This window comes from Streptomyces sp. SDT5-1 (assembly GCF_052245995.1).
GTDB lineage: Bacteria > Actinomycetota > Actinomycetes > Streptomycetales > Streptomycetaceae > Streptomyces.
Genome location: NZ_CM125963.1, coordinates 6,778,719 through 6,804,920, shown reverse-complemented (window position 1 = coordinate 6,804,920; position 26,202 = coordinate 6,778,719). Strand labels below are relative to the sequence as shown.

Here is a 26,202-nt window from a genome sequence, read left to right as displayed (position 1 = left end):
CATGCCCATCCGCCTCGGCTGCATCGCCGACGACTTCACCGGCGCCACCGACCTCGCCAACAACCTGGTGCGCGCGGGCATGCGCGTCGTCCAGCTCATCGACGTACCGTCACCCGACACCGAGACACCGTCGGACGCCGACGCCGTCGTCGTCGCGCTCAAGTCGCGGACCGTGCCCGCGCACGAGGCCGTCGACGCCTCGCTGCGCGCCCTGGAGTGGCTGCGCGCGGCGGGCGCCGAGCAGATCTACTTCAAGTACTGCTCGACCTTCGACTCGACGCCCGAGGGCAACATCGGCCCGGTCACCGAGGCCCTGATGGACGCGCTCGGCACCGACTTCACGGTCGCCACGCCCGCGTTCCCCGACAACGGGCGCACGGTGTTCAAGGGACACCTCTTCGTCGGTGACGTACTGCTCGGCGAGAGCGGCATGCGGCACCACCCGCTGACCCCGATGACCGACTCGAACCTGGTGTCGGTGCTCGGCGCGCAGACCGCGCGGCCGGTCGGCCTCATCGACCACAAGGCCGTCGCCGCGGGCCCCGAGGCCATCCGGGCGCGGATCGACGAGCTGCGCGCGGAAGGGGTCGGCGCCGCGATCGTCGACGCCGTCTCCAACGACGACCTCGAGCGCCTCGGCGCGGCGGTCGCGGGCCTCCCGCTGGTCACCGCCGGTTCGGGCCTCGCCATCGGGCTTCCCGCGAACTGGGGCATCGAGCCGTCTCCCGAGGCCGCCGAACTCCCCGCCGCCTCCGGGCTCTCCGCGGTCGTCGCCGGGTCGGTGTCCACCGCCACGAACGGCCAGGTGCGTGCCTTCCTCGACGCCGGGCGGCCCGCCTTCAGCGTCGACCCGATGCGGATCGCGGCAGGCGAGGACGTGGCCGCCGAGGCACTCGCCTTCGCCGAGGCCCACCTCTCGTCCGAGGGACCGGTCCTCGTCTACTCGACCGAGTCCCCGGACGCCGTCCGCGACGTGCAGGGGAAGCTCGGCGCCGCGGAGGCCGGCGAGCTGGTGGAGCGCACCCTCGCGCGTGTCGCCCAGGGGCTCGTCGCGCGTGGTGTGCGACGGCTCGTCGTCGCGGGCGGCGAGACATCGGGCGCCGTCGTGCAGGCGCTCGGCCTGACCGGTCTGCGCATCGGCCCGCAGATCGACCCCGGTGTGCCGTGGTGCGCGGCGCCGCTGCCCGGCGGAGACACCCTGCACATCACCCTCAAGTCGGGGAACTTCGGCGGCCCTGACTTCTTCACCGCATCCTTCGACAAGCTGGACAAGCTCGACGAGGTCGGCTCCGCAAAGGAGGACGCCCGATGACCCTCGACATCAGCGCGGCGGCGCAGTCGGCCCGTTCGGAGATCGTGCGCGTCGGCACCAGCCTCTTCGACCGCGGCTACGTGCACGCCAGCGCCGGAAACATCAGCGCCCGGCTCGACGACGGCCTCGGTCACCTCATCACCCCGACCGACGCGGCCCTCGGCTTCCTCTCCGCCGACCGCCTCGCCCTCGTCGACGCCGACGGCGAGCAGGTGGCGGGCGACCGCGCCAGCAAGACCCTCACCCTGCACCGCCGGATCTACGCGGCCGACCCCACGGCCCGCTTCGTCATCCACACCCACTCCACCCACCTCGTGGCGCTCACCCTCGCGGGTGTGTGGCACCAGGACGACGTGCTGCCTCCCATCACGCCGTACTACGTGATGAAGGTGGGGCACGTCCCGCACATCCCGTACCACCGGCCCGGCGACCCGCGTGTCGCCGATCTGGTGACCGATCGGATCAACTCCCGTACCGCTCAAGGGACTCCGATCAGGGCGGTTCTGCTCGACCGCCTCGGCCCCGTCGTCTGGGGCCCGGACGCCGCCTCGGCGCTCGCCGTCCTCGAAGAACTCGAGGAGACGGCCCGGCTGTGGCTGGCGACCGACCGCAAACCCACCCCCCTGCCCGAAGACGCCATCGCCGAACTGAGAGACACGTTCGGCGCGGCGTGGTGACACCCTCCCCCGTCCCCTCCGCTCCGGCACCACCGAGCCACTGAGCCGCACAAGGAAGTGCCCCTCATGTCCACGACCGTCCCCACGGCCGACACTCCCGAACTCGCGCGTGAGAACGCGGTGTTCCGCAAGGTGATCCGCCGCATCGTCCCCTTCCTGATCCTCTGCTACGTGGTCTCGTACCTGGACCGCGTGAACGTCGGCTTCGCCAAGCTCCAGATGTCCTCCGACCTCGGCTTCAGCGAGGCGGCGTACGGCCTCGGCGCCGGCCTGTTCTTCATCGGCTACTTCTTCTTCGAGGTCCCCTCCAACCTCCTGATGCAGAAGGTGGGCGCCCGCACCTGGATCGCCCGCATCATGATCAGCTGGGGTCTGGTGTCCGCCGCGTTCGCCTTCGTCACCAACGAGGCCACGTTCTACGCGCTCCGCTTCCTGCTCGGCGCCGCGGAGGCCGGGTTCTACCCGGGCGTGATCCTCTACTGCACGTACTGGTTCCCCTCCCAGCGCCGCGCCCGTGTCATCGCGATGTTCATGTCGGCGATCCCCGTCGCCGGCATCTTCGGCAACCCGCTGTCCGGCTGGATCATGGACGTCTTCGACAACACCGCGGGCTGGAACGGCTGGCAGTGGCTGTTCGTCGTCGAGGCGATCCCCGCCGTCGCGATCGGTGTCATCTGCCTGTTCTGGCTCGACAACGGCGTGCGCGACGCCAAGTGGCTGACCGACGAGGAGAAGACCGTCGTGGAGCGGGCCCTGGAGGCGGACTCCGCGCACCGGACCGTGCACGGCCGCGCCCTCGACGCGTTCCGCAACGGCAAGGTGTGGCTGATGTGCCTCATCTACTTCTGCTTCGTGATGGGCCAGTACGCGCTGACGTTCTGGATGCCGACCTTCGTCGAGTCGACCGGCGTGAAGGGCGGCCTCGCGATCGGCGCCCTGAGCGCCGTGCCGTACCTCGCCGCGCTCGTCGCCATGAACCTCTTCGGGTTCTCCGCCGACAAGCGCCGCGAGCGCCGCTGGCACCTCGTGATCCCGTCCCTGATGGGCGCCGTCGGCTTCTCGATGGCGGCGAGCTTCACCGGCTCGACCGCGCTCGCCCTCGTCGCCCTGTCCATCGCGGCGGCGGGCGTGCTGACCTGCGCCCCGCTGTTCTGGTCGCTGCCCACCGCGTTCCTCGGTGGCACCGCGGCTGCGGCAGGACTCGCCGCCATCAACTCGGTCGGCAACCTCGCCGGTTTCGTCAGCCCGTACATGATCGGCGCGCTGAAGGACGCCACCGGCTCGACGGCGATTCCCATGTACGTTCTGGCGCTGGCGCTCGTCATCGGCGCGGCGGCGGTCCTGACGACGAAGAAAGACGTCGTGAACCGCTGACGCACCACCTGTCCCGACCACTTTCGATTGGAGTCACCATGCCGAGGTTCGCGGCGAACCTTTCCATGCTGTATCCCGAGCACGACTTCCTGGACCGCTTCGCCGCGGCCTCGGCGGACGGCTTCGAGGCCGTCGAGTACCTCTTCCCGTACGCGTACGGGGCCGGGGAGCTCCGCGCCCGCCTCGACGAACACGGCCTGCGCCAGGTCCTGTTCAACGCCCCGCCCGGCGACTGGGACGGCGGCGAGCGCGGCATCGCGGCGCTGCCCGGCCGCGAGTCGGAGGTCCGCGAGGGCGTCGACCGGGCGCTCGAGTACGCGGCGGCGCTGGGCAGCCCGCGGGTGCACATGATGGCGGGCCTGGTGCCCGAAGGTGTCTCGCGCGCGGCGTGCAGGGACACGTACCTGTCGAACGTGTCGTACGCGGCGCGGCAGGCGGAGTCCGCCGGTGTCGACATCCTCATCGAGCCGATCAACACCCGTGACATGCCGGGCTACTTCCTCAACCACCAGGCGGACGCGCACGCGATCGCACGAGAGGTGGGCGCGGGGAATCTGAAGGTCCAGCTCGACCTGTACCACTGCCAGATCGTCGAGGGCGACCTGACCGCCACGCTCCGCCGTGACCTGCCGACGGGTCGCGTGGGGCACCTCCAGATCGCGGGTGTCCCCGACCGTCACGAGCCCGACGCGGGCGAGCTGAACCTCCGTCATCTGATGTCCGTGGTGGACGAGTTGGGCTTCGACGGCTGGGTCGGCTGCGAGTACCACCCCAAGGCCGGCACGAGCGAGGGTCTCGGCTGGCTGAAGAACCTGCAAGGAGAACTGCACGCATGAGGATCGTCATCACGGGTGGCTTCGGCTTCCTGGGCCGCCAGGTCGCGGAGGAGCTGCTGGAGCGGCGCACGTTCGACGGTCGGCCCGTCGACCGGCTCGTGCTCGCCGACCGGTTCGTGCCCGAGGCGTCGCCGCTGGCGGAGGATCCGCTGGTCGACGTCGTCCAGGGCGACCTCACGGAACGCCTCGGCGACCTTTTCGCGCGGCCGGTCGACGTGGTGATCCACCTCGCGGCGGCGGTGTCGGCGGAGTGCGAGGCGGACTTCGACCTCGGCATGACCGCGAACCTGGACACCACCCGCGCCCTCCTGGAGGCGGCACGCTCCCAGGCGGAGGCGGGTGGCCCCTCCGTGCGTCTGCTCCTGGCGAGCAGCGTCGCCGTGTACGGCTCGGACGCGGCGCTGCCGCTGCCGCCCGTGGTCGACGAGGCGACGCTGCCCACGCCGCAGTCCAGCTACGGCGTGCAGAAGCGCATCTGCGAGCAGCTGGTGGCGGAGTACACGCGGCGCGGGTATGTCGACGGCCGCGTGACCCGCCTGATGACGGTCTCGGTCCGCCCCGGCAAGCCGAACGCGGCGGCGTCCGGCTTCCTCTCCGGCGTGGTCCGCGAGCCGCTCGCGGGTCTGCCCTCGACCTGCCCGGTGAGCCCGGACACGCGGGTGGCGCTGGCGTCCCCGCGCCGCACGGTCGAGGGCATCCTGCGCGTCGCCCAGGCCGAACGCGGCACGGGCGAGGGCCGGTTGAGCGGCAACATCCCGGTGAACCTTCCCGCCCTCACGGTCACGGTCGCCGAGATGCTGTCGACGCTGCGGGCGCTGGCAGGGGACGCGGTGGCCGACCTCGTGACGGTGGCCCCTGACGCGTCCGTGGAGGCGATCGTCGGCTCGTGGCCCGCGGCCTTCGACAACACCCGCGCGGCGGCGCTCGGACTCTCCGCCGACCCGGACTTCGCCTCGGTGATCCGCCAGTACGTCGCCGATCACCCGGACGCGGTGACCGCCGAGGTCCCCGCTGCCCCCTCGATAGACTGACACCATGTTCAACAAGGTGGACGGGCCCGTGCGGCTCGCCGATCGGGTCGCCGCGATGCTCACCGAGGAGATCGAGTCGGGGCGCCTCACGGCGGGCGACAAGCTGCCGACCGAGGTCGAACTCGTCAAGCAGCTCGGCGTCAGCCGCACGGTGATCCGCGAGGCGGTCTCACGGCTGCGCAACGCCGGGCTGGTGGAGCCCCGCCAGGGCCGCGGCGTCTTCGTGCTGCCCCGCCGCACCCGTCCCCTGGACCTGGAGGGCGACGCCGAGTCGCCCGGCACGCTGGCGAAGGTCCTCCAGATCGTCGAGGTGCGCCGCGCGATGGAGGCCGAGGCGGCGCACCTGGCGGCCGACCGCGCCAAGCCGGCGGACATCGTACGGATGCGGGCCGCGCTCGCCGCGATCGACACGGCCGTCGCTGCGGGCGGCGACGGCACCGACGAGGACCTCGCCTTCCACCGCTCGATCGCCGAGTCCACGGGCAACCCGGTCCTCGTCTCCACCGTCCACTACCTCGGCGAGGTCTCCCGCGGCGGCATCCGCGTCACCCGCGCCAACGAGGCCCGCCGCGACGACTTCTTCGAGGCGGTCCGCCAGGAACACCAGGCGATCCTGACCGCCATCGAATCCGCCGACCCCAAGGCCGCCCGCACGGCGGCCCGCCGCCACATGAAACAGGCCGCGATCCGCCTCCGTAAGGCCGACCCGGAATTCTGGGACGAGGCGGAGTCCCTGACGGTGGACGTGGATCTGGACGCGGGGGCGTAGGGCCCGGCCTCAGGCCACCTCGTCCCACGCCCCGCCCAGCGTGAGCAGTTCCGCGCTGTGTTCCACCTGGGCGATCCACTCCGGGTGCCAGCCGGCGATGCCATGGTGGGCGCCCGCGAAGGCGCCGGCGAGGGCGGCGATCGAGTCGGAGTCGCCGGACGTGCACGCGGCGCGGCGGACGGCCGTGACCGGGTCGTCGGGGAAGAGCAGGAAGCACAGCAGGCCGGTGGCCAGGGCCTCTTCGGCGATCCACCCCTCCCCCGTGGCCAGGCACGGGTCGGCCTCCGGATCGACACCGCCGGGCGCTGCGGCCGCGGCCAGACGCTCGAGGACGGCGATGCACTCCTGCCAGCCGCCGTCGAGATACCCGGGCCCCTGCGGCGCGAGCTCCCCGAGCCACTGCCCCCAGCCGGGCGGCGGCGAGAGCACGGAGGCGCGGGCGTAGCTGATCAGCAGCTCGGGCAGGAGCGCGGGCGCGGTGCCGTGGGCGAGGAGCCGGATCGCGTACGCGGTCAGGTCACTGGCGGCGAGGGCGGTGGGGTGACCGTGCGTCAAGGCACTCTGGAGCTGGGCGATGAGGGCGCGCTGGTGGGGCGCCAAGCCGGGCACCAGCGCGACGGGCGCGACCCGCATGTTCGCGCCGCACCCCTTGGAGTTCGGGAGCGTCGCCTGCGCCCACGGGGTGCCCTTGCGCAGGGCCCGGCACGCCTGCATACAGGTGTTGCCCGGAGCGATCCCCGGATGGTCGAGCCAGACCCCGAACCTCTCGACGAGCGCCCCCGTCACCACCTCGGACCGCCCCAGCCCACCGGCCTCCTGCACCTGCCGCAACGCCCGCGCCACCGCCAACGTCATCTCGGTGTCATCCGTGACGACCGCGACCCCGTCGTACCGCACGGGCAACCGCATCCCCCGCCACTCCCCGAACTCGGCCTCGATCCGCGTGACGGACGAGAGAAACTCGGTGGGCTGCCCCAGCGCGTCCCCGATCGCGGAACCGATGAGGGCGCCGGTGGCGGGGCGTGTGCTGGGGGTGCTCGGCACGGTGGGTCCTTCCGATGGGGTGGGCTTCGGCGCCGGGCCGACCGGCCCGGAACAGCGAAGTGCCGGTCGAGAAGGATCTCGACCGGCACTTCGTGACGTGTCCGAGGGGGGACTTGAACCCCCACGCCCGATAAAGGGCACTAGCACCTCAAGCTAGCGCGTCTGCCATTCCGCCACCCGGACAAGGTGTGCGCCGTCCGCGGGGGCGGGGCCCCGTGGCGACGGACAGAACCTTATCAAGGGTTTGGAGTGGCTTTCACCAGCGGCTATGCCGTGCCCTCGGGCTACGGCGCCGTCATCCTGCGCTCCACCTCCGGGTGCCGCTTCACCCACGCTGCGACGGCCTCCTCCTGGTGGCCCTGGCCGTGCTTGTTGATCTCGATCTCCAGGGTGCCGAGTTCGTCCTCGGTCATCCGGAACCGCTTGAACCACTTCGTGAGCCGCGGGTACTGCTCGGTGAACGCCTCGCTGGTGACCGTGCGGATCGTGTCGCCCTTGCCGAAGAGGCCCTTGGGATCCTTCAGCTTGGTCAGGTCGTACTTGCTGTAGGCCCAGTGCGGGGTCCACAGGAGCACCGCGATCGGCTTCTTCTTGGTGTACGCGCGCTTCAGTTCGGCCAGCATCGCGGGCGTGGAGCCGTTGACGACCTTGTACTCCTTGTCGAGGCCGTACCCGGGCACGACGTCGTCGCGGAGGATGTCCATCGTGCCGGTGCCGCCCTCGATGCCGACGATGCGGCCGTCGAACTCGTCGGCTCTGCCCTTGAGGTCGTCGAGCGACTTGATGCCCTTCACGTAGGACGGGACGGCGATCTCGAGGGACGTCGGGCCGTACCAGGAGCCGAGGGTTCTGACCTTGTTCTTGTACTTGTCCCAGTAGCTCTTCTGCGTGTACGGCAGCCAGGCGTCGAAGTTCACGTCCAGGTCGCCCGTGGACAGCCCGGTGTAGACCGGGCCGACGTCCATCTGCTTCAGGTTGAGCTTGTAGCCGCGCTTCTCCAGGACGTGCTTCCAGAGGAACGTGACCGCGATGTCCTCGTCCCACGGGAACCAGGCGACGTTGACCGGGCGCTTGGCCTCCGCGGGGGTCGACTGCTTCTCGACGGGGGCGAGTTCGTCGACGAGGCCCGGGGACTGCTGCTTCAGCCAGGTGCGTACGGCACTCTGCTGCTTGCCCTTGCCCGTCTTGTTGATCTCGGCCTCGAGGCTCGTCAGCTGCTTCTCGTTCAGCTTGAAGTCCTTGAGCCACGCGGCGATCTCGGGGAAGTCCCCGCTGAAGCCCTCGCGGCCGATGGAGTGGATGCCGTCGCCCTTGCCCCAGGCACCCTTCGGGTCCTTGAGCTTGGTCAGCTTGTAGTCGTTGTACGCCCAGTGCGGCGACCAGAGGGTCGTGACGATGGGCTTCTTGGCGGCATACGCGCGCTTCAGCTGCGCCAGCATCGCCGGCGTCGAGCTGTCGACGACCTTGTACTCCTTGTCGAGGCCGTACTCCTTGAGCACCTTGCTCTTGAGGAGCTGCATCTCGCCGGCGCTCGCCTCGATGCCGGTGATCTTGCCGTCGAACTTCGCTGCTTGGCCCTTCAAGTCCTTCATGGACTTGATGTCCTTCATGTACGAAGGCACCGCCAGCTCAAGCGACGTCGGGCCGTACCAGGAACCCAGGTCCTCCAGCTTCTTGCCGTACTTCTTCCAGTAGTCGGCGTGCGTCACCGGGAGCCAGGAGTCCGTCTGGAAGTCGACCGAGCCCTCCGCGAGCGAGGTGTACAGCGGGCCCGCGTCGAGCTGCTTCATCTCCACCTTGAAGCCGCGTCGTTCGAGGATCTCCTTCCAGAGGAACCCGGACGCGACCGCGTCGTCCCACGGGACGTAGCCGAGGGTGACCTTCTTGCCCTGGCCGACGTTCGTGGACGCGCCGGCCTGCGACGTCGACGTCTTGTCCTGGCCGAACATGCCCATGCCGCCCGCGACGAGCGCGAGGACGACGACACCGATCACGGCCACCGCCGGACGGGGACGGTACGACCAGATCTTCAGGCCGTGCGTGGCCCGCAGCTTCGCCAGCGCACGACGCCCCAGCGGGGACACCTGCTGACCCAGCGAGCTCGTCATACGGTCCAGGTAGACCGCCAGGATCACGATCGAGATACCGGCCTCGGCACCCAGACCGACATTCAGCTGGCCGATGGCCTCGTTGACCGCGCCGCCCAGACCACCGGTACCGACCATGCCCGCGATCGCGGCCATCGACAGACCCAGCATGATGACCTGGTTGACACCCGCCATGATCGTCGGCAGCGCCAGCGGCAGCTGCACCCGCCACAACGTGTTGCTGGGCTTGGTACCGAACGCGTCGGCCGCCTCCACCAGCTCCTTGTCGACCTGCCGGATGCCCAGCTCGGTCATGCGCACACCCGGCGGCACCGCGAAGATCAACGTCGCCACGATGCCCGCGGGCGCACCCGAACCGAAGAACAGGATCGCCGGGATCAGGTAGACCATCGCCGGCAGCGTCTGCATCAGGTCCAGGACCGGACGGAACAGATTGCTGATCCGGTTCGAACGCGCCGCCCAGATACCCAGCGGCACACCGATGATCAACGCGATCAGCGTCGACACGAGGACGAGCGACAGCGTCAGCATCGCGTCGTCCCACAGCTCCAGGTTCTGGATGAACCAGAACCCGACGAACGTCAATACACCGCCGAGCGTGCCGCGCAGCCAGAACGCGATCACGGCGAAGATGCCCGCCATGAGGAGGGGCTCAGGGGCCTGGAGCACGTCGCTCAGCGCGTCGTAGACGCCGTTGAAGATCGACTGGAAGAAGTCGAACAGCCACGCCATGTGCGTGAGCATCCACTGGACCGCGTCGTTGACCCAGCCGCCGAAGGGGATCCTAGGCATCGGCGGTCACCTTCTCCTGCTGCTCGCCGAGCACGGCGAGGAGGCGCTCGCGGGGCACGACGCCCTGCAGCTCGCCCTCGTCGTCCACCACGGCCACGGGTATCTCACTCGTCGAGCACGGCGTGAACAGATCGATGATCGGCGCATCCTGATGCACCTTCGCCGGAGCCTTGGCGAGCGTGTAACCCGCCTCCGGCTCCGCCATGATCGCCCGAGCACTCAGCACCCGGGAACGGTCCACGTCCTGCGTGAAGGAGGCCACATAGTCGTTGGCCGGCGTGACCAGGATGTCCTCGGCCGAACCGATCTGCACGATCCGACCGTCGCGCATCACCGCGATGTTGTCGCCCAACCGCATCGCCTCATTGAGGTCGTGCGTAATGAAGACGATCGTCTTCTTCAGCGTCTTCTGCAGCTCAAGCAGCTGATCCTGCATGTCGCGGCGGATCAACGGGTCCAGCGCGCTGAAGGACTCGTCCATCAGCAGCAGATCCGCGTCCGTGGCCAGCGCCCGGGCCAGGCCCACACGCTGCTGCATACCGCCGGACAGCTCGTCGGGGAAGGACTTCTCCCAGCCCTTCAGCCCCGCCAGCTCCAGCGCCTCGACCGCCCGCTTCTCACGCTCGGCACGGGCCACACCCTGCACCTCGAGCCCGTACGCGGCGTTCTCCATCACCGAACGGTGCGGGAACAACGCGAAGTGCTGGAACACCATGCTGATCTTGTGCGAACGCACCGCACGCAGCTCCTTGGGAGCCAGCTCCGTCAGATCCTGCCCGTCGAAACGGACGCGCCCCGCGGTCGGCTCCAGGAGTCCGTTCAGCATGCGCAACAGAGTGGACTTCCCCGAACCAGACAGACCCATGACGACGAAGATCTGGCCGGACTCCACCGTGAACGACGCGTCGATCACAGCGGCGGTGGTTCCCTCGGCGCGCAGCTCCTCACGGTCCGCTCCGCCGCGGAGCTTCTCCACAGCCTCCTGTTGCTTCCCGCCGAACACCTTGAACAGGTGTTCGGCCACCAGTCTCGGGGACACACGACCTCTATTCTTTTGACCTATGAAAGGTTGAAAGCCATAGCTATGGCCCAAGATCGCGTCTGCCCCGCCCTGACCGGCGCAAACGGGGGCGAACAACGAAAAGTGCCGGTCGAGAAAGATCTCGACCGGCACTCCGTGAAGTGTCCGAGGGGGGACTTGAACCCCCACGCCCGATAAAGGGCACTAGCACCTCAAGCTAGCGCGTCTGCCATTCCGCCACCCGGACAAGGTGAGCATCGCTTGGCGCGGGACGTTCCCCGCGGCGACACCTCAACAATACCAAGGTTTCGGAGTGGCTTTCACCTGCGTATCGGTGCACTCCCGGACACGGAGGGTGACTACTTCTTGATGCCGATGCCCTTCGGGTTCAGGTGGGCGATGTGGCCGCTCTCCGTGCCGGCAGACGGGTCGATCACGCAGTCGATCAAGGCCGGGACGCCGGCGGCGATGGCCTCGGTCAGGGCCGCCGTGACCTCGGCGGGGGTCGTCGCGCGGTACCCCTTGCCGCCGAAGGACTCGATCATCCGGTCGTGGCGGGCCGCGCTCATCAGCGTCGTGGGGGCGGGGGCGCCGTCGATGGTCTCGTCGCCTCGGTAGACGCCGCCGTTGTTCATGACGACGGTGACCACCGGCAGGTTGTAGCGGCAGATCGTCTCCAGCTCCATGCCGCTGAAGCCGAAGGCGCTGTCGCCCTCGATGGCGACGACGGGCGCTCCCCCGCTCTCGACCGCCGCCGCGATCGCGTACCCCATGCCGATGCCCATGACGCCCCACGTGCCGGAGTCCAGGCGGCGGCGCGGGTGGTGCATGTCGATGACGTTGCGGGCGATGTCGAGGGTGTTGGCGCCCTCGTTCACGATGTACGTCTCCGGGTGCTGGTGGACGACGTCACGGACAGCCTTCAGCGCGCCCATGAACTGCATGGGGTGCGGGTTCGCCTCCAGGCGCTTGGCCATCTTGGCGACGTTCTGCTCCGAGCGGGCCGCCAGCTCGTCGCGCCAGGCGGTGGGCGCGGCGATCCGGCCGGGCTTCGTACGGTCGGCGAGCTGGTCGAGGACGGACTCGATGTCGCCGACGAGCGGGGCCGCGATCGGCTGGTTGGAGTCCATCTCCTTGGCCTCGATATCGACCTGGATGAACTTGGCGTCCGGATTCCAGCCGCGCTCGCCGTGGTTGAGCAGCCAGTTCAGGCGGGCGCCGACGAGCATCACGACGTCGGCCTTCTTGAGGGCGAGGGAGCGGGCGGTGGCCGCGGACTGCGGGTGGTCGTCGCGGAGCAGGCCCTTCGCCATCGACATCGGTACGTACGGGATGCCCGTCGACTCGATGAGGTCGCGGATCTTCTCGTCGGCCTGCGCGTACGCGGCGCCCTTGCCGAGGACGATCAGCGGGCGCTCGGCGTTCTCCAGGAGGTCGATCGCGCGGTCCACCGCCTCGGGCGCGGGGAGCTGGCGCGGGGCCGGGTCGACGAGGCGGGAGAGGGTGCGGTCGCCCTCCTCCTTGTCCATGACCGCGCCGAGCACGGCCGCCGGGATGTCGAGGTAGACGCCGCCGGGGCGTCCTGAGATCGCGGTGCGCAGGGCGCGGGCGATGCCGCGGCCGATGTCCTCGACGCGGCTGACGCGGTAGGCGGCCTTCACGAAGGGCTGGGCGGCGGCGAGCTGGTCCATCTCCTCGTAGTCGCCCTGCTTGAGGTCGACGAGGTGGCGCTCGCTGGAGCCGGATATCTGCACCATCGGGAAGCAGTTGGTGGTGGCGTTGGCGAGGGCGACCAGGCCGTTGAGGAAGCCGGGGGCCGAGACCGTCAGACAGATGCCGGGCTTCTTGGTGAGGTAGCCGGCGATGGCGGCGGCGTGGCCCGCGTTCGACTCGTGGCGGAAGCCGATGTACTTGATGCCCTCGGCCTGTGCGAGGCGGGCGAGGTCCGTCACCGGGATGCCCACGAGGCCGTAGATCGTGTCGACGTCGTTCTTCTTCAGGGCGTCGACGACCAGGTGGTAGCCGTCGGTGAGCTCGGCCGGCGCGTCGGCTCCTGCCGCGGCCTCGGCGGTGTGGTCAGCGGTCGAGTCAGCGGTCATGATCCGAGTTCCTCCTTGGACGGTCCTGCCGGTGCGGCTCCTGTTCTCACCTTCGACAGGGCGCCGGCGCCCCGTCCAAGACCCATCGGCTTCCAGGCGATAAACGGCGTCTATCGAGAGTCAAGCGCGTCTCAAATCCCGTGCGTGTACTGGGGTTTCGGGCTTCATAAGCGGCTGCTATCGGCTGTTCGGGAGTGCGTATTGGACGTGCGCGGCGGCTCACCGCACGCTCGCTGGGGAGGGGAGGTGGAAGGCATGGCCACGTCGGCGCCGACCGTCACGGGCCTCGTCGATCTCCTGGATCGGCAGGTGCGTGCGCGGCCCCATGCCCCCGCGCTGCTCGTCGGCGACGAGCGGGTGCCCCTGTCGTACGGGGAGGTGGACGCGCTCGCGGAGCGGGCGGCGGAGAGGTGTGTGGCGGCGGGGCTGCGAGCCGGTGATGTGCTCGGGCTCGTCGCGGGGAACTCGGTCGAATTCGTAGGGGTGTTGCTCGGTGCGGCGCGCGCGGGGGTGGTCGTCGCGCCGCTCGACCCGGCGCTGAGCGACGTCGAACTGCGGGCGCGGGTCAAGGCGTCGGGGGCGCGGGCCGTGTTCAGCGGTGACGGGTTCGTGGAGGCCGAAGGGGGTGGGCGGCGGGGCGACGCGCTCGTGCTGTTCACCGCGGGGGCCACGGGGCGGGCCCGGACGGTGTCGCTCACGCACGCGAACGTGGCGGCGGCCGTCCACAACGTCTGTGCCACCTACGCGTTGGGGCCCGAGGACGCGACCGTGGCGGTCATGCCGTTCTTCCACGGGCACGGTCTGTTCGCCTCGCTGCTGTCCACGCTCGCGAGCGGGGGGCGGGTGCTGCTGCCGGCGGGGGGCCGGTTCTCGGCGGGGACGTTCTGGGCGGATCTGCGGGCGGCGGGGGCGAGTTGGTTCACGGCGGTGCCGACGATCCACGAGGAGTTGCTCGAGCGGTCGGCGGACGCGGACATGCCGGTGCCGCCGCCGCTGCGGTTCGTACGGAGCTGTGGCGCGCCGCTCAATGCCGCGACGCAGCGGGCTCTTGAGCGGATGTTCGGGGCGCCGTTGCTGTCCGCGTACGGGATGACGGAGGCGGCGCACCAGATCGCCAGCGAGCCGTTGCCGCAGGACGGGCCGCTCAAGCACGGGACGGTGGGGCGGGCGACGGGGGTGCGGCTGCGGGTCGTCGGCCGGGACGGGCGGGAGTGTGCGGCCGGGGTGCGGGGCGAGGTGTGGGTGGCGGGGCCGACGGTGGCGGGTGAGGGGTGGTTGCGGACGGGGGACCTGGGGTCGCTGGACGAGGACGGGTATCTGTCGCTCGCCGGGCGGATCGAGAGCCTCATCGTGCGGCGGGGGCTTTCGATCTCGCCGGAGTACGTGGAGGACGTGCTCGCCGGGTGTCCGGCCGTCGCGGAGGCGGCGGTGTTCGCCGTGGGCGGGGAGCGGATCGGGGCGGCGGTGGTGGCGGTGCGGGGTGAGGAGTGCGGGGAGCCTTCGGAGATTCTGCGGTACTGCCGGGAGCGGTTGGCCGCGGTGGCGGTGCCGGACCGGGTCGTGTTCGTGCCCGCGTTGCCGCGGACGGCGCAGGGGGGCTTGGATCGGTTGGCGGTGCGGGAGCGGTACGGGTGAGTCACGGGGCTCCGCCCCGGGCCCCGTGGTGCCGCACCGTCGTTACGGCCTCGGGGCGCTGCCCCGGACCCCGCGCCTCAATCGCCGGCGGGGCTCGAATGGTCGGCATCCGCTCCGAGCGCGTCAAAAGATCGGGGCTCCGCCCCGGACCCCGCTGCTCAATCGCCGCAGGGGCTCAAAATACGTACCCCCGCCCGCACGCGCCGCAGCGCGTGAAATGCGTACCCCCACGCGCAGACGCCGGACCGGCTTGGAGGTGCATCCAGCCCTCAGACACCGGACCGGCTTGACAGGCGTGCCCCGCAGGCAGACGCCGGACCGGCTCGAAACGCCCCCCACCAGCAGACGCCGAACCCCACTTGAAACCCGCACCCAGCCCGCAGACACCGGACCGGCTCGAAAGGCACGCCCCGCACGCAGACACCGGACCGGCTCGAAAGGCATGCCCCGCACGCAGACGCCGGACCGGCTCGAGAGGCGTGGCCCGCACGCAGGGCGTCGCAGAGAGTTTGGGATGCGTGCTCCCGACGTCAGGCGTCGCGGAGGACTGATGTGCTCAGGCATGTGCCGATGGTGTCGGCACCCGTTGCGCGAACGCCTCGTCCAGGTTCAGGGCTGTCGCCGCGCTCACGAAGGCGCGGGCCGCCACCGAGCCGGGGGTGCCCGCGTGGATCGCCACCGAGATCTGGGCGCCGGCCTCAGGGTCGATCAGCGGCAGCGCGCGTGTGCGGCCGACCACCGGCATCGCGCGGAGCCAGGTGTGGGGGACGATGCTCGCCCATTCGCCGCCGCCCACATGCGCGTACAGGGAGGCGATGGAGTCGGTCTCGACCTGGGGGGTGACCTCCAGGCCCTTGTTGGCGAAGACCTTGTCGATGATCTGGCGGATGCGCATGTCGGGGGTGAGCAGGGCCAGCGGGAGCTGCGCCGCGTCCGACCAGGTGAGGCTGCCGGTGCGGGAGGTGAAGCGGTCGTCGGAGACCAGGAGCATGTAGCGCTCCTGGTAGAGGGGGACCACTTGCAGGCCCTCCTGGTCGTCCGGGTCGAAGTGGGCGATGGCGACGTCGAGTTCGAAGTCACGGAGCTGGCGGTGGAGCTCCTTCGTGGAGAGGCGGGAGCGGACCTGGACCTTCGCCAGCGGGTGCGCGGAGCAGAACGCGCCGACCGGGAGCGCCATCGTGGTGGACGCCGTGGGGTCGGTGCCGAGGCGCAGCGTGCCGGTGATGCCGGACTGCACGGCGGCGACCTCGGCCTTGAACGCGTCCTGCTCGGCGAGGATCCGTTTCGCCCACACCACCAGGCGCTCGCCCTCGGGGGTGAGGCCCTGGTAGTTGTGGCCGCGGTTGATCAGCGTGACGTTCAGCTCGCGCTCCAGCTTGGCGATGGCCGCCGAGAGCGCGGGCTGGGAGACGTAGCAGGACTCGGCCGCCCGCGCGAAGTGCCGCTCGCGCGCCACCGCCACAAAGTACTCCAACTGCCGGAACAGCATGAACGACTCCTCTGCCACGTGATCTTCATCCGTAGCGTGCTACGGCTGCACGGTGCGTGCCAATAGGTCGGTCGCCGCGTGAATGGCGCGCAGCGTGGGTGCTTCGGCGCCGGTGATGTCGGCCATCTCGACGACGGCGGTGACGATGGCGTCCAGTTCCAGTTGTTTGCCGGCCTCCAAGTCCTGGAGCATCGAGGTCTTGTGCGCTCCGACGCCCTCGGCGCCGCGCAGCCGCTTCTCGATGCTGATCTCGGGGGTGGAGCCGACGCGGGCCGCGATGTCGAGGATCTCCTCCATGACGCGGGCCACCATCGAGCGGGTCAGGGGGTGCCGGCACATGTCGACCATGGTGGCCCGGGTGAGGGCGCTGATCGGGTTGAAGGCCGCGTTGCCCATCAGCTTGATCCAGATGTCGTCGCGCAGGTTCTGCTCGACGGGGCACTTGAGGCCGCCCGCGACCATGGCCTCGCTGAGGTCGGTGCAGCGTCGCGAGACACTGCCGTCGGGTTCGCCGATGGAGAAGCGGGTGCCTTCGATGTGGCGGATGACGCCGGGGGACTCGATGACGGTGGCCGGGTAGACGACGCAGCCGATGGCGCGCTCGGGCGGCAGCACCTTGCTGGTGGCGCCGCCGGGGTCGACGGCCTCGATGCGGCGACCCTCGTACGGTCCCTTGAGCTGGTGGAAGTACCACCAGGGGATGCCGTTCTGCCCGGCGACGAGCGCGGTGTGCTCGCCGATCAGCGGGGCGACGAGCGATCCGCACGAGGGGTACGAGTGGGCCTTGAGGCCGAGGAACACGTAGTCGACGGGCCCGATCTCGTTCGGGTCGTCGGTGGCGTGCGGGTGGGCGGTGAAGTCGCCGCGCGGGCTGAGGACGCGGACGCCGTCGGCCTGGATGGCGCGCAGGTGGTCCCTGCGGGCGACGAGGTGCACGTCGGCGCCGCCGCGGTGCAGGGCCGCGCCGACGTACGCGCCGATGGCTCCGGCGCCGAGAACTGCGATCTTCATCGTGGTGCCTCCTGGATTCGAGGGTGTGGAGGTACGCAGCCGTCGTCCCCCGCGCGCCGCACAGCGCGCGGAACGGAAGACGGTAAGGAGGTGCGGCCGCCGCGCGTGCCCTGTCGCGCGGCGGCCGCTGGGAAGGTGGCCGGGGTGGGCCGGTGTCAGCGCAGGAGTTTCACGGCCTCGACGACGAGCGGGTCGAGCCCTTCGGCTCCGTCGTCCACGAGGGCGTGGAGCCGCTTGCGCATCCTCGGGTCCCAGAACCTGGTGACGTGTCCCGCGATCGCCTGTGCGGCCTCGGCGGCCGGCAGATGGGCCTGGTTCGCCGCGATGTCGTTCGCCATCCGGCACTCGGCCGGGACCGTGTGCGCCATGTCAGTCCACCACCGTGACGAGTTCCTCGGCGTTCTCGCGCTCGGCGGTCGCCTTGGGCGCGAGTCCGACCTGGACGGCCGTGACCTTGTACTCCGGGCAGTTGGTCGCCCAGTCGGAGTTCTCCGTGGTGACCACGTTCGCGCCCGTCACCGGGTGGTGGAACGTGGTGTAGACGACACCCGGTGGCATCCGGTCGGAGATCTGCGCGTGCAGCGTCGTCGCACCGACGCGGCTGGAGAGCGTGACGAGGTCGCCGTCGGTGATGCCGCGCTCCTCGGCGTCGTGCGGGTGGACCTCGAGGATGTCCTCGGCGTGCCAGGCGACGTTGCCGGTGCGCCGGGTCTGCGCGCCGACGTTGTACTGGCTGAGGATCCGGCCCGTGGTGAGGACCAGCGGGAAGCGGCGGGTGCTGCGTTCGTTGGTGGGCACGTACGAGGTGACGACGAAGCGGCCCTTGCCGCGCACGAACTCGTCGACGTGCATGGTGGGGGTGCCCTCGGGGGCCTCCTCGTTGCACGGCCACTGGATGGAGCCGAGCTTGTCGATGAGGTCGAAGGAGACACCGGAGAACGTCGGGGTGACCGAGGCGATCTCGTCCATGATCTGCGAGGGGTGCTCGTACTCCATGGCGTAGCCCATGGCGGTGGCGATCTCGCACACGATCTGCCACTCGTGCTTGCCGGACTTCGGGGGCATCACCGACCGCACCCGGTTGACGCGCCGCTCGGCGTTGGTGAACGTGCCGTCCTTCTCCAGGAAGGAGGCGCCCGGCAGGAAGACATGGGCGAACTTGGCGGTCTCGTTGAGGAACAGGTCCTGGACCACGACCAGGTCCATGGCCTCGAGGGCCGCGGTGACGTGCTGGAGGTTCGGGTCGGACTGGGCGATGTCCTCGCCGTGCACGAACAGGCCGCGGAAGTCTCCTTCGATCGCGGCGTCGAACATGTTGGGGATGCGCAGTCCCGGTTCGGCGAGCAGGGTGCCGCCCCACAGGTTCTCGAAGACGCCCCGCACGGCGTCGTCCGAGATGTGCCGGTAGCCCGGCAGCTCGTGCGGGAAGGAGCCCATGTCGCAGGAGCCCTGTACGTTGTTCTGCCCGCGCAGCGGGTTCACACCTACGCCGTCGCGGCCTATGTTTCCGCAGGCCATCGCGAGGTTGGCCATGCCCATCACCATCGTCGAGCCCTGGCTGTGCTCGGTGACGCCGAGGCCGTAGTAGATCGCGCCGTTGCCGGCGGTGGCGTACAGGCGGGCCGCCGCGCGCAGTTCGGAGGCCGGTACGCCCGTGATCTCCTCGGTGGCCTCGGGGCTGTTCTCGGGACGGGCCACGAACTCGGCCCATTCGTCGAAGCCCTCGCAGCGCCGGTCGACGAAGTCCTTGTCGACGAGGTCCTCGGTGACGACGACGTGCGCCATGGCGTTGACGACGGCGACGTTCGTGCTGGGCCGCAGGCTGAGGTGATGCTGGGCCTCGATGTGCGGGGAGCGCACGAGGTCGATGCGGCGGGGGTCGACGACGATGAGCTTGGCGCCCTCGCGCAGGCGCTGCTTCATGCGGGACCCGAACACCGGGTGGGCGTCGGTGGGGTTGGCGCCGATGACCATGATGACGTCGGCCTCGGCGACGGAGCGGAAGTCCTGGGTGCCGGCCGATTCGCCGAAGGTCTGCTTGAGCCCGTAGCCGGTCGGCGAGTGGCAGACGCGGGCGCAGGTGTCGACGTTGTTGTTGCCGAAGGCGGCGCGGACCATCTTCTGGACGACGTACACCTCTTCGTTGGTGCACCGGGACGAGGAGATGGCGCCGATCGCGCCCGCGCCGTGCCGGTCCTGGATCTCGCGGAAGCGGCGGGCGACCGTGCCGATCGCCTCGTCCCACTCGACCTCGCGCCACGGGTCGGTGATGGACTCACGCACCATGGGCTTGAGTTGGCGGTCGGGGTGGGTGGCGTACCCGAAGGCGAAGCGGCCCTTCACGCAGGAGTGGCCTTCGTTGGCGCCGCCGTCCTTGTACGGGACCATGCGGACGAGTTCGTCGCCGCGCAGCTCGGCCTTGAAAGAGCAGCCGACGCCGCAGTAGGCGCAGGTGGTGAGGACGGAGCGGGTCGGCATGCCGAGGTCGACGACCGACTTCTCTTGCAGGGTCGAGGTGGGGCAGGCCTGGACGCAGGCGCCGCAGGACACGCACTCGGAGTCCAGGAACGACTCCCCCGCGCCCGCCGACACCTTGGACTCGAAGCCGCGCCCCTCGATGGTGAGGGCGAAGGTGCCCTGCACCTCGTCGCAGGCGCGCACGCAGCGCGAGCAGGCGATGCACTTGGAGGGGTCGAAGTCGAAGTACGGGTTGGAGGTGTCCTTCTCGGCGTCGAGGTGGTTCGCGCCCTCGTACCCGTAGCGCACCTGGCGCAGGCCCACCACGCCTGCCATGTCCTGGAGTTCGCAGTCGCCGTTGGCGGGGCAGGTGAGGCAGTCGAGCGGATGGTCGGAGATGTACAGCTCCATGACACCTTGGCGGAGCTTCTCGACCTTCGGTGTCTGCGTCCGCACCGACATGCCGTCCGAGCACGGTGTCGTACAGGAGGCGGGAGTGCCGCGGCGGCCGTCGATCTCGACGACGCACAGCCGGCAGGAGCCGAAGGCCTCCAGGCTGTCGGTGGCGCACAGCTTCGGTACGTCGATGCCGGCCTCGGCGGCGGCCCGCATGACGGACGTGCCCTCGGGGACCGTCACCCGCTGGCCGTCGATCTCCACCGAGACCGTGGCGGCTCCGGGGCGCTGTGGAGTGCCGAAGTCGGGTTCCTTCATGAGTGTCATGCCTGGCCCTCCGTCCGAGTGCTTCCCGGCTGTACGGAATGGATCTTCAGGAGCCGACGGTCGCCGCGGTCGACGAAGTCGTCGGCGAAGTGCGCGAGCGCGCTGCGTACGGGCATCGGCGTGAGCCCGCCCATGGCACACAGTGAACCATCGGTCATCAGCTCGCACAGGTCCTCGAGCAGCGCGAGATTCTCGTCGCGGTGCTCACCGGCGACGATCCGGTCGATGACCTCGACGCCGCGCACCGAACCGACGCGGCAGGGCGTGCACTTGCCGCAGGACTCCTCGGCGCAGAACTCCATCGCGAAGCGGGCCTGCGCCGCCATGTCGACGGTGTCGTCGAAGACGACGACGCCGCCGTGGCCGAGCATCGCCCCGGCCTCGGCGAGCGCCTCGTAGTCCATCGGCAGGTCGAACTGTGCCTCGGGCAGATACGCGCCGAGCGGCCCGCCGACCTGCACGGCGCGTGCGGGGCGGCCGCTGAGGGTGCCGCCGCCGTACTCCTCGATCAGCTCGCGCAGGGTGATGCCGAAGGCGGTCTCGACGATGCCGCCGCGCTTGATGTTGCCGCCGAGCTGGAAGACCTGGGTGCCGCGGGAGCGGCCGACGCCGAGGTCCTGGTAGGCCTTGGCGCCGTCGGCGAGGACGACGGGCACGGTGGTCAGCGTGAGGACGTTGTTGACGACGGTCGGCCTGCCGAAGAGGCCCTCGATCGCGGGGATAGGGGGTTTGGCGCGGACCATGCCGCGCTTGCCCTCCAGGCTCTCCAGCATGGAGGTCTCCTCGCCGCAGATGTACGCGCCGGCGCCGACGCGGATGTGCAGGTCGAAGTCGAGCGCCGAGCCGAGGACGCCGGTGCCGAGCCAGCCGCGTTCGCGGGCGATGTCGATGGCGGCGCCCATGGTGGCGATGGCATCGGGGTACTCGGAGCGGATGTAGAGGTAGCCCTCGCGCGCGCCGACGGCGTGGGCGGCGATCGTCATGCCCTCGATGAGCAGGAACGGGTCGCCCTCCATGACCATGCGGTCGGCGAACGTGCCGCTGTCGCCCTCGTCGGCGTTGCAGCAGATGAACTTGGTGTCATCGGCGCATTCCAGGACCGTCTTCCATTTGATGCCCGCGGGGAATCCGGCGCCGCCGCGGCCCCGCAGTCCGGAGTCCGTGACCTCGGTGACGACGTCGGCGGGGGTCATCCCCAGGGCCGTGCGCAGTCCGCGCAGGCCGCCGTGGGCCTCGTAGTCCTCGGGCGAGAGCGGGTCGGTGACGCCGACGCGGGCGAAGGTGACGCGCTGCTGCCGTGCGAGCCACGGGAGTTCGTCGACGGGGCCGAGCCGCAGCGGGTGGTCCGCGCCGTCCAGCATTCCGGAGGCGAGCAGGCCGGGTACGTCGTCGGGGGTGACGGGCCCGTAGCCGATGCGGCCCTCGGGGGTGACGACCTCGACGAGGGGCTCGAGCCAGAGCAGTCCGCGCGAACCGTTGCGGACGACGTCGAGGCCGAACCCACCCTCGATCGCGGCGAGCTGGAGCTGCTGCGCGACTTCGTCGGCGCCCACGGAGCGGGCCGCCGCGTCGCGCGGTACGTACACGGTCGTCATGTCGTCGGAAGCCACCTCTCACACCGTCCCGTCGAGCATCGCGCCGAGCCGGGCCGGGGTCACGCGCCCGTGCAGCCGGCCGTCCACCTCCACCGAGGGGCCGAGCGCGCAGTTGCCGAGGCAGAAGACCTGCTCGACGGTGACGCGACCGTCGGCGCTGGTCTCGCCGAGCGTCAGGCCCGAGGCCCGCACGTGGTCGACGAGTCGGTCGGCGCCGAGTGCCTGGCAGGCCTCGGCGCGGCAGACGCGAACGGTGGAGCGGCCCGCGGGTTCGCGGCGGAAGTCGTGGTAGAAGGTCACGACGCCGTGCACATCGGCCCGCGAGAGGTTGAACTCGTCGGCGAGGACGGGGATCGCCTCCTGCGGTACGCACCCCAACTCGGCCTGCACGGCGTGGAGTACGGGCAGCAGCGCGCCGCGTTCGCCGCGGTGTGCCGCGGCCGCCCTCCTGACCACGCCCTCGACCGACACGTCCGTCCCGCTGGTCGTCATGATCGCTCCGCCTTCCGTCATGCGGGCCTCCGCGCGGGTGCAGGAGACCCCGGCACTACCCCATACAGACTTCTGTATACAGAAGCCCGGTGTAAAGAAGCGGGACGGAATCGAACCCGGTCGATCTCCCGACTTCCGTACACCGGGCCGGTGTTCACAAGGCCACGAGCACGGGCTCCTGGTCCGCCGCCACCCGCAGCGCGGCCAGCCACGGCCCCACGACGTCCCGCACGAGCCGCTCGCCGCCGCCGTCCTCGCCGAGCAGCGCCGACGACGGTACGAGCACGGGGTCGGCGCAGACCGTGGAGGTCGCGCTGCCGCTCGGGCCGGGGCCCGTCGCGCGGGCCGGCACGTACAGGTCGGGGGCATGGGCGGGGACCAGCCACAGGCTGCGCCCACCGACGCCCGGCGCGCTCGGACCGCTCGACCAGAGATAGCTGTCGGCCTCGCCGGCGGCGACCACCTGCCGCTTGCGGCCGCGCAGGGTGACGACGTCTCCGGCGCGGTGGGCCGTCGATCCGGGCCCCGCATCGTCGAGGGCGAGCGAGCACAGATGACGTCCCGCGGCGATCTCGGCGCGCACCCAGGGCCCGCCGTGCGCCTCCAGGACGGCGACCGCCGCGTAGTGCGAGCGGAGCACGGTCGCGGCGGCCGGGCAGACGCGCGCGACGCGGTCCACGACGTCGGCGGCCTCCGCCAACCCGCGCCCGCCGCCGCCGAGTTCACGGGCGACGGTGAGGCCGAGGAGTCCGGCGCGGCCGAGCGCGGTGACTCCGGAGCGGGGGAACTTGCCTTGCATGCGGGCCGGTTCGCCGCCAGTTGCGACGGCACCGGTGAGGACGTGAGCGAGTGCGGTGCGGTACGACACGGGGCGACCCCCTCGTCAGCAGAACGACTCAGTAATTGCATACAGTATGCGGATCGACGGGATGACGCCAGGGTTGCGGACGGCCGAGTTTCAACTCCCTTGCGAACAAGCGCAGTTACAAACTGTCTATTGCATACTAAAGTCAGTATCCCAGCGCCTCTGACGTCGCGTCAGCGGACGAACAAGGGAGGGCTCCGCCATGCCCGAGATTCCAGCCGTGGCCGTCCGCGGTCCGATCACCCGACCCGTACCGCTGCGCCAGGCCGTCCACGACGCCCTCATCGAGATGATCATCAACGGCACGCTGCGTCCCGGGCAGCACCTCGTCGAGGCCGAGCTCGCCGAGCACCTGGGCGTCAGCAGGCAGCCGGTCCGCGAGGCGCTGCAACGACTCCAGACGGCCGGCTGGGTCGATCTGCGCCCAGCCCAGGGGGCGTTCGTGCACTCCCCCACCGTCGAGGAGTGCGCCCAACTGCTCGGCGTCCGGGCCGTGTTGGAGACGTACTCGGCGCGCGGCGCGGCCGAGCACGCGACGCCGGACGATGTGGCACGCCTGTGGGAGCTCCAGCGAGTGGGGCTCGACGCGCTCGCGGCGCAGGACGCGCGCGCCATCGTCGAGGCGAACGCCACACTGCACTCCCACATCACCACGCTGTCCCGCAACGCGGTGCTCGCCGAGCTGATCCCCCAGGTCGACCAGCGGGTGCGCTGGTACTACACGCCCATCGCCAAGCCCCGCGGCAACGACGCCTGGAACGAGCACGCGCTGATCATCAAGGCGATCGCCGCGGGCGACCCGGACCACGCGGAGGCGCTGATGCGCCGGCACACCCAGAACACGACCGACTTCTACTGCGCCCAGATCGAGGCCGCGGCCGGTCCGGGCGACTGAGGCTCCGGACCGGTCGCGGCGGACCGGGACGACGACCGGGCGGGGCTGCTAGGCGGTGACTTCCCGCAGCAGCCCCGTCCGTACGTCGAAGACGAATCCGCGGACGTCGTCGGTGTGCGGCAGGAACGGCGACGTACGCACCTTCCGCAGCGACTGGCGCACGTCCTGGTCGACATCGGTGAACCCCTCCACCGCCCACGTCGGCCGCTGCCCGACCTCGCGCTCCAGCTCCTGCCGGAACTCCTCGGTCAGTGACTCGAGGCCGCAGTCGGTGTGGTGGATCAGCACCACGCTCCGGGTACCGAGGGCCCGCTGGCTGATCGCGAGGGAGCGGATGGTGTCATCGGTGACGACCCCGCCCGCGTTGCGGACCGTGTGGCAGTCGCCGAGCTGCAGGCCGAGCGCGGCGTGCAGGTCGAGCCGGGCGTCCATGCAGGCGACGACGGCCACCTCCATGACCGGGCGCGCGTCCATGCCGGGGTCGGTGAAGGCCGCGGCGTACCGTTCGTTGGCCTCGACGAGGCGGTCGACGACGGTACCCATTCAGATGACGCCCTGTTCGGCGAGCTGAGCCAATTCGGCTTCGTCGAGCCCGAGTTCGGTGGAGTAGATGTCCTTGTTGTGCTCGCCGAGCAGCGGGGAGCCGGAGATCGTGGTGGGCGAGTCGGAGAGCTTGAGCGGGTTGCCCACCGTGACGTACGAGCCGCGGCCCGGGTGGGACACCTCGACGACCATGTCGTTGGCGGCGAGCGACTCGTCCTCGATGATCTCCTTGGTGGAGAGGATCGGCCCGCACGGGATGTTGTGGGCGTTCAGCTTGTCGAGGACCTCCCACTTGGGGAGCGTCGAGGACCACTCCTCGATCAGCTGGAACATCTTGTTCAGCTTCGGCAGCCGGGCCTCCGGGGTCGACCACTCCGGGTCGTCCGCCATCTCCGGCCTGCCTATCAGCTCCGCTATCGGCTTCCAGCCGACGGGCTGCACGATGACGTAGACGTAGTCGTTGGGTCCGCCGGGCGCGCACTTGACGGCCCAGCCGGGCTGTCCGCCGCCGGAGGCGTTGCCGGAGCGGGGCACCTCGTCGCCGAAGTCCTCGTTCGGGTACTCGGCCAACGGGCCGTGCGCCAGGCGCTGTTGGTCGCGCAGCTTCACACGGCACAGGTTCAGCACCGAGTGCTGCATCGCGACGTTGACCCGCTGGCCGCGTCCGGTGTGCTCGCGCTGGAACAGGGCGGCCAGGATGCCGGCGACGGTGTGGATGCCCGTGCCCGAGTCGCCGATCTGCGCGCCCGTGGCCGTCGGCGGGCCGTCCTCGAAGCCGGTGGTCGACATCGAGCCACCCATGGCCTGGGCCACCACCTCGTACGCCTTGAAGTTCGTGTAGGGACCCTCGCCGAAGCCCTTGATGGAGGCGTAGATGATGCGGGGGTTGATCTCCTGGATGCGGTCCCAGGTGAAGCCCATCCGGTCCACGGCTCCCGGACCGAAGTTCTCCACCATGACGTCCGAGCGGCGGATCAGCTCGGTGAGGATCTCCTTGCCGCGCTCGCTCTTCGTGTTGAGGGTGATGCTCCGCTTGTTGCAGTTGAGCATCGTGAAGTAGAGGGAGTCGACGTCCGGGATGTCACGCAGCTGCTTGCGCGTGATGTCACCGCTCGGCGCCTCCAGTTTGACGACGTCCGCACCCAGCCACGCAAGGAGCTGCGTCGCGGACGGACCCGACTGAACGTGCGTCATGTCGAGGACGCGCACGCCCTCCAGAGCCCTGGTCATGATCGACACCTCACCTCTCGCTAGTCCGTTCGGAGTTAAAAGGTCGGTACAGAGATCCGCACGACCCTGGACACTCAGCCACCCAGTGAGGGATAACCCTCTTCATACAGTATTCGTCGACTGTATGCAATAACCGGCGACGGCATTCGTCAGCGCCCGCCGTCGGCGCACAGGCACGGACCACCGCACACGCAGCAACGACGC

21 protein-coding genes and 2 tRNA genes are annotated in these 26,202 nt (G+C 70.2%); 8 read left to right on the top strand and 15 right to left on the bottom strand.

What is annotated here, in order from left to right; genetic code table 11:
• The first annotated feature begins 1 nt into the window (after nucleotide 1).
• The 6 genes from otnK to ACTWJ8_RS31140 all read left to right on the top strand — a co-directional run bounded on the left by otnK (nucleotide 2) and on the right by ACTWJ8_RS31140 (nucleotide 5,999).
• On the top strand, nucleotides 2–1,312 hold the full coding sequence (otnK, locus tag ACTWJ8_RS31165; RefSeq protein WP_443260918.1) for a 3-oxo-tetronate kinase: 1,311 nt from the start codon (nucleotides 2–4) through the stop codon (nucleotides 1,310–1,312).
• Nucleotides 1,309–1,989 carry a class II aldolase/adducin family protein gene (locus tag ACTWJ8_RS31160; RefSeq protein ID WP_443260917.1) on the top strand — a complete coding sequence of 227 codons (681 nt, stop codon included), beginning with the start codon at nucleotides 1,309–1,311 and terminating at the stop codon, nucleotides 1,987–1,989. Before otnK ends, ACTWJ8_RS31160 begins: the two co-directional genes overlap by 4 nt.
• Before the next feature lie 66 nt (nucleotides 1,990–2,055).
• On the top strand, nucleotides 2,056–3,363 hold the full coding sequence (locus ACTWJ8_RS31155) for an MFS transporter (RefSeq protein ID WP_356373818.1): 1,308 nt from the start codon (nucleotides 2,056–2,058) through the stop codon (nucleotides 3,361–3,363).
• A 38-nt stretch (nucleotides 3,364–3,401) separates the two neighbouring features.
• The gene (otnI, locus tag ACTWJ8_RS31150; RefSeq protein WP_356373819.1) at nucleotides 3,402–4,199 is read left to right on the top strand and encodes a 2-oxo-tetronate isomerase; all 798 of its coding nucleotides are present in this window, start codon (nucleotides 3,402–3,404) and stop codon (nucleotides 4,197–4,199) included.
• A complete protein-coding gene (denD, locus tag ACTWJ8_RS31145) occupies nucleotides 4,196–5,230 on the top strand; it encodes a D-erythronate dehydrogenase (RefSeq protein WP_356373820.1) in 1,035 nt (344 codons plus the stop codon). Before otnI ends, denD begins: the two co-directional genes overlap by 4 nt.
• Nucleotides 5,231–5,234: 4 nt before the next feature.
• Nucleotides 5,235–5,999, top strand: a complete 765-nt coding sequence (locus ACTWJ8_RS31140) for a FadR/GntR family transcriptional regulator (protein ID WP_356373821.1) — start codon at nucleotides 5,235–5,237, stop codon at nucleotides 5,997–5,999.
• Between the two features lie 9 nt (nucleotides 6,000–6,008).
• Here the strand turns inward: ACTWJ8_RS31140 and ACTWJ8_RS31135 are convergent, their stop codons facing one another.
• The 6 genes from ACTWJ8_RS31135 to oxc all read right to left on the bottom strand — a co-directional run bounded on the left by ACTWJ8_RS31135 (nucleotide 6,009) and on the right by oxc (nucleotide 13,063).
• Nucleotides 6,009–7,043, bottom strand: coding sequence for an ADP-ribosylglycohydrolase family protein (locus ACTWJ8_RS31135; RefSeq protein WP_443260916.1), 1,035 nt, complete (start codon nucleotides 7,041–7,043; stop codon nucleotides 6,009–6,011).
• Nucleotides 7,044–7,141: 98 nt separating this feature from the next.
• A tRNA-Leu gene (locus tag ACTWJ8_RS31130) sits at nucleotides 7,142–7,226 on the bottom strand.
• Between the two features lie 101 nt (nucleotides 7,227–7,327).
• Complete coding sequence (locus tag ACTWJ8_RS31125) at nucleotides 7,328–9,943, bottom strand: ABC transporter permease/substrate binding protein (protein ID WP_443260915.1); 2,616 nt, start codon at nucleotides 9,941–9,943, stop codon at nucleotides 7,328–7,330.
• Complete coding sequence (locus ACTWJ8_RS31120; RefSeq protein ID WP_443260914.1) at nucleotides 9,936–10,967, bottom strand: quaternary amine ABC transporter ATP-binding protein; 1,032 nt, start codon at nucleotides 10,965–10,967, stop codon at nucleotides 9,936–9,938. The genes ACTWJ8_RS31125 and ACTWJ8_RS31120 overlap by 8 nt, the downstream gene beginning before the upstream one ends.
• 159 nt (nucleotides 10,968–11,126) lie before the next feature.
• A tRNA-Leu gene (locus ACTWJ8_RS31115) sits at nucleotides 11,127–11,211 on the bottom strand.
• Nucleotides 11,212–11,323: 112 nt separating this feature from the next.
• A complete protein-coding gene (oxc, locus tag ACTWJ8_RS31110; protein WP_443260913.1) occupies nucleotides 11,324–13,063 on the bottom strand; it encodes an oxalyl-CoA decarboxylase in 1,740 nt (579 codons plus the stop codon).
• 255 nt (nucleotides 13,064–13,318) lie between these two features.
• Between oxc and ACTWJ8_RS31105 the strand changes: the two genes are divergently transcribed.
• A complete protein-coding gene (locus ACTWJ8_RS31105) occupies nucleotides 13,319–14,698 on the top strand; it encodes an AMP-binding protein (RefSeq protein WP_443260912.1) in 1,380 nt (459 codons plus the stop codon).
• Between the two features lie 556 nt (nucleotides 14,699–15,254).
• Here ACTWJ8_RS31105 and ACTWJ8_RS31100 read toward each other — a convergent pair.
• From ACTWJ8_RS31100 to ACTWJ8_RS31070, 7 genes are all read right to left on the bottom strand, one after another.
• Nucleotides 15,255–16,187: a LysR family transcriptional regulator gene (locus ACTWJ8_RS31100; RefSeq protein ID WP_443265048.1), complete on the bottom strand. Its 933-nt coding sequence runs from the start codon at nucleotides 16,185–16,187 to the stop codon at nucleotides 15,255–15,257.
• Nucleotides 16,188–16,226: 39 nt separating this feature from the next.
• Nucleotides 16,227–17,198, bottom strand: a complete 972-nt coding sequence (locus tag ACTWJ8_RS31095) for a 2-dehydropantoate 2-reductase (RefSeq protein ID WP_443260911.1) — start codon at nucleotides 17,196–17,198, stop codon at nucleotides 16,227–16,229.
• A gap of 155 nt (nucleotides 17,199–17,353) precedes the next feature.
• Nucleotides 17,354–17,566 carry a formate dehydrogenase subunit delta gene (locus ACTWJ8_RS31090; RefSeq protein ID WP_356379621.1) on the bottom strand — a complete coding sequence of 71 codons (213 nt, stop codon included), beginning with the start codon at nucleotides 17,564–17,566 and terminating at the stop codon, nucleotides 17,354–17,356.
• 1 nt (nucleotide 17,567) lies between these two features.
• A complete protein-coding gene (gene fdhF, locus ACTWJ8_RS31085; RefSeq protein ID WP_356379618.1) occupies nucleotides 17,568–20,378 on the bottom strand; it encodes a formate dehydrogenase subunit alpha in 2,811 nt (936 codons plus the stop codon).
• Nucleotides 20,375–21,973, bottom strand: a complete 1,599-nt coding sequence (locus ACTWJ8_RS31080; protein ID WP_443265047.1) for a formate dehydrogenase beta subunit — start codon at nucleotides 21,971–21,973, stop codon at nucleotides 20,375–20,377. The genes fdhF and ACTWJ8_RS31080 overlap by 4 nt, the downstream gene beginning before the upstream one ends.
• A gap of 18 nt (nucleotides 21,974–21,991) precedes the next feature.
• Nucleotides 21,992–22,486 carry a formate dehydrogenase subunit gamma gene (locus ACTWJ8_RS31075; protein ID WP_356379612.1) on the bottom strand — a complete coding sequence of 165 codons (495 nt, stop codon included), beginning with the start codon at nucleotides 22,484–22,486 and terminating at the stop codon, nucleotides 21,992–21,994.
• 133 nt (nucleotides 22,487–22,619) lie between these two features.
• Nucleotides 22,620–23,333: an acyl-CoA dehydrogenase family protein gene (locus tag ACTWJ8_RS31070; protein ID WP_443260910.1), complete on the bottom strand. Its 714-nt coding sequence runs from the start codon at nucleotides 23,331–23,333 to the stop codon at nucleotides 22,620–22,622.
• Between the two features lie 199 nt (nucleotides 23,334–23,532).
• Between ACTWJ8_RS31070 and ACTWJ8_RS31065 the strand changes: the two genes are divergently transcribed.
• The gene (locus tag ACTWJ8_RS31065; protein WP_443260909.1) at nucleotides 23,533–24,225 is read left to right on the top strand and encodes a GntR family transcriptional regulator; all 693 of its coding nucleotides are present in this window, start codon (nucleotides 23,533–23,535) and stop codon (nucleotides 24,223–24,225) included.
• 48 nt (nucleotides 24,226–24,273) lie between these two features.
• Here the strand turns inward: ACTWJ8_RS31065 and ACTWJ8_RS31060 are convergent, their stop codons facing one another.
• Both ACTWJ8_RS31060 and frc read right to left on the bottom strand, forming a co-directional pair.
• Entirely contained in the window at nucleotides 24,274–24,768 is a 495-nt protein-coding gene (locus tag ACTWJ8_RS31060; protein ID WP_356379603.1) for a beta-class carbonic anhydrase, read from the bottom strand.
• Entirely contained in the window at nucleotides 24,769–26,001 is a 1,233-nt protein-coding gene (gene frc / locus ACTWJ8_RS31055) for a formyl-CoA transferase (protein WP_356379749.1), read from the bottom strand.
• Nucleotides 26,002–26,202 lie beyond the last annotated feature (201 nt).

Bases quoted from the DNA above. Each gene is read 5' to 3' on its own strand.
- oxc (WP_443260913.1), bottom strand. From the start codon at position 13,063: ATGACCGCTGACTCGACCGCTGACCACACCGCCGAGGCCGCGGCAGGA.
- ACTWJ8_RS31090 (WP_356379621.1), bottom strand. From the start codon at position 17,566: ATGGCGCACACGGTCCCGGCCGAGTGCCGGATGGCGAACGACATCGCG.
- ACTWJ8_RS31125 (WP_443260915.1), bottom strand. From the start codon at position 9,943: ATGCCTAGGATCCCCTTCGGCGGCTGGGTCAACGACGCGGTCCAGTGG.
- ACTWJ8_RS31095 (WP_443260911.1), bottom strand. From the start codon at position 17,198: ATGAAGATCGCAGTTCTCGGCGCCGGAGCCATCGGCGCGTACGTCGGC.
- ACTWJ8_RS31140 (WP_356373821.1), top strand. From the start codon at position 5,235: ATGTTCAACAAGGTGGACGGGCCCGTGCGGCTCGCCGATCGGGTCGCC.
- fdhF (WP_356379618.1), bottom strand. From the start codon at position 20,378: ATGACACTCATGAAGGAACCCGACTTCGGCACTCCACAGCGCCCCGGA.
- ACTWJ8_RS31065 (WP_443260909.1), top strand. From the start codon at position 23,533: ATGCCCGAGATTCCAGCCGTGGCCGTCCGCGGTCCGATCACCCGACCC.
- ACTWJ8_RS31100 (WP_443265048.1), bottom strand. From the start codon at position 16,187: ATGCTGTTCCGGCAGTTGGAGTACTTTGTGGCGGTGGCGCGCGAGCGG.
- ACTWJ8_RS31105 (WP_443260912.1), top strand. From the start codon at position 13,319: ATGGCCACGTCGGCGCCGACCGTCACGGGCCTCGTCGATCTCCTGGAT.
- ACTWJ8_RS31075 (WP_356379612.1), bottom strand. From the start codon at position 22,486: ATGACGGAAGGCGGAGCGATCATGACGACCAGCGGGACGGACGTGTCG.
- ACTWJ8_RS31080 (WP_443265047.1), bottom strand. From the start codon at position 21,973: ATGACGACCGTGTACGTACCGCGCGACGCGGCGGCCCGCTCCGTGGGC.
- ACTWJ8_RS31155 (WP_356373818.1), top strand. From the start codon at position 2,056: ATGTCCACGACCGTCCCCACGGCCGACACTCCCGAACTCGCGCGTGAG.
- denD (WP_356373820.1), top strand. From the start codon at position 4,196: ATGAGGATCGTCATCACGGGTGGCTTCGGCTTCCTGGGCCGCCAGGTC.
- otnK (WP_443260918.1), top strand. From the start codon at position 2: ATGCCCATCCGCCTCGGCTGCATCGCCGACGACTTCACCGGCGCCACC.
- otnI (WP_356373819.1), top strand. From the start codon at position 3,402: ATGCCGAGGTTCGCGGCGAACCTTTCCATGCTGTATCCCGAGCACGAC.
- ACTWJ8_RS31060 (WP_356379603.1), bottom strand. From the start codon at position 24,768: ATGGGTACCGTCGTCGACCGCCTCGTCGAGGCCAACGAACGGTACGCC.
- ACTWJ8_RS31160 (WP_443260917.1), top strand. From the start codon at position 1,309: ATGACCCTCGACATCAGCGCGGCGGCGCAGTCGGCCCGTTCGGAGATC.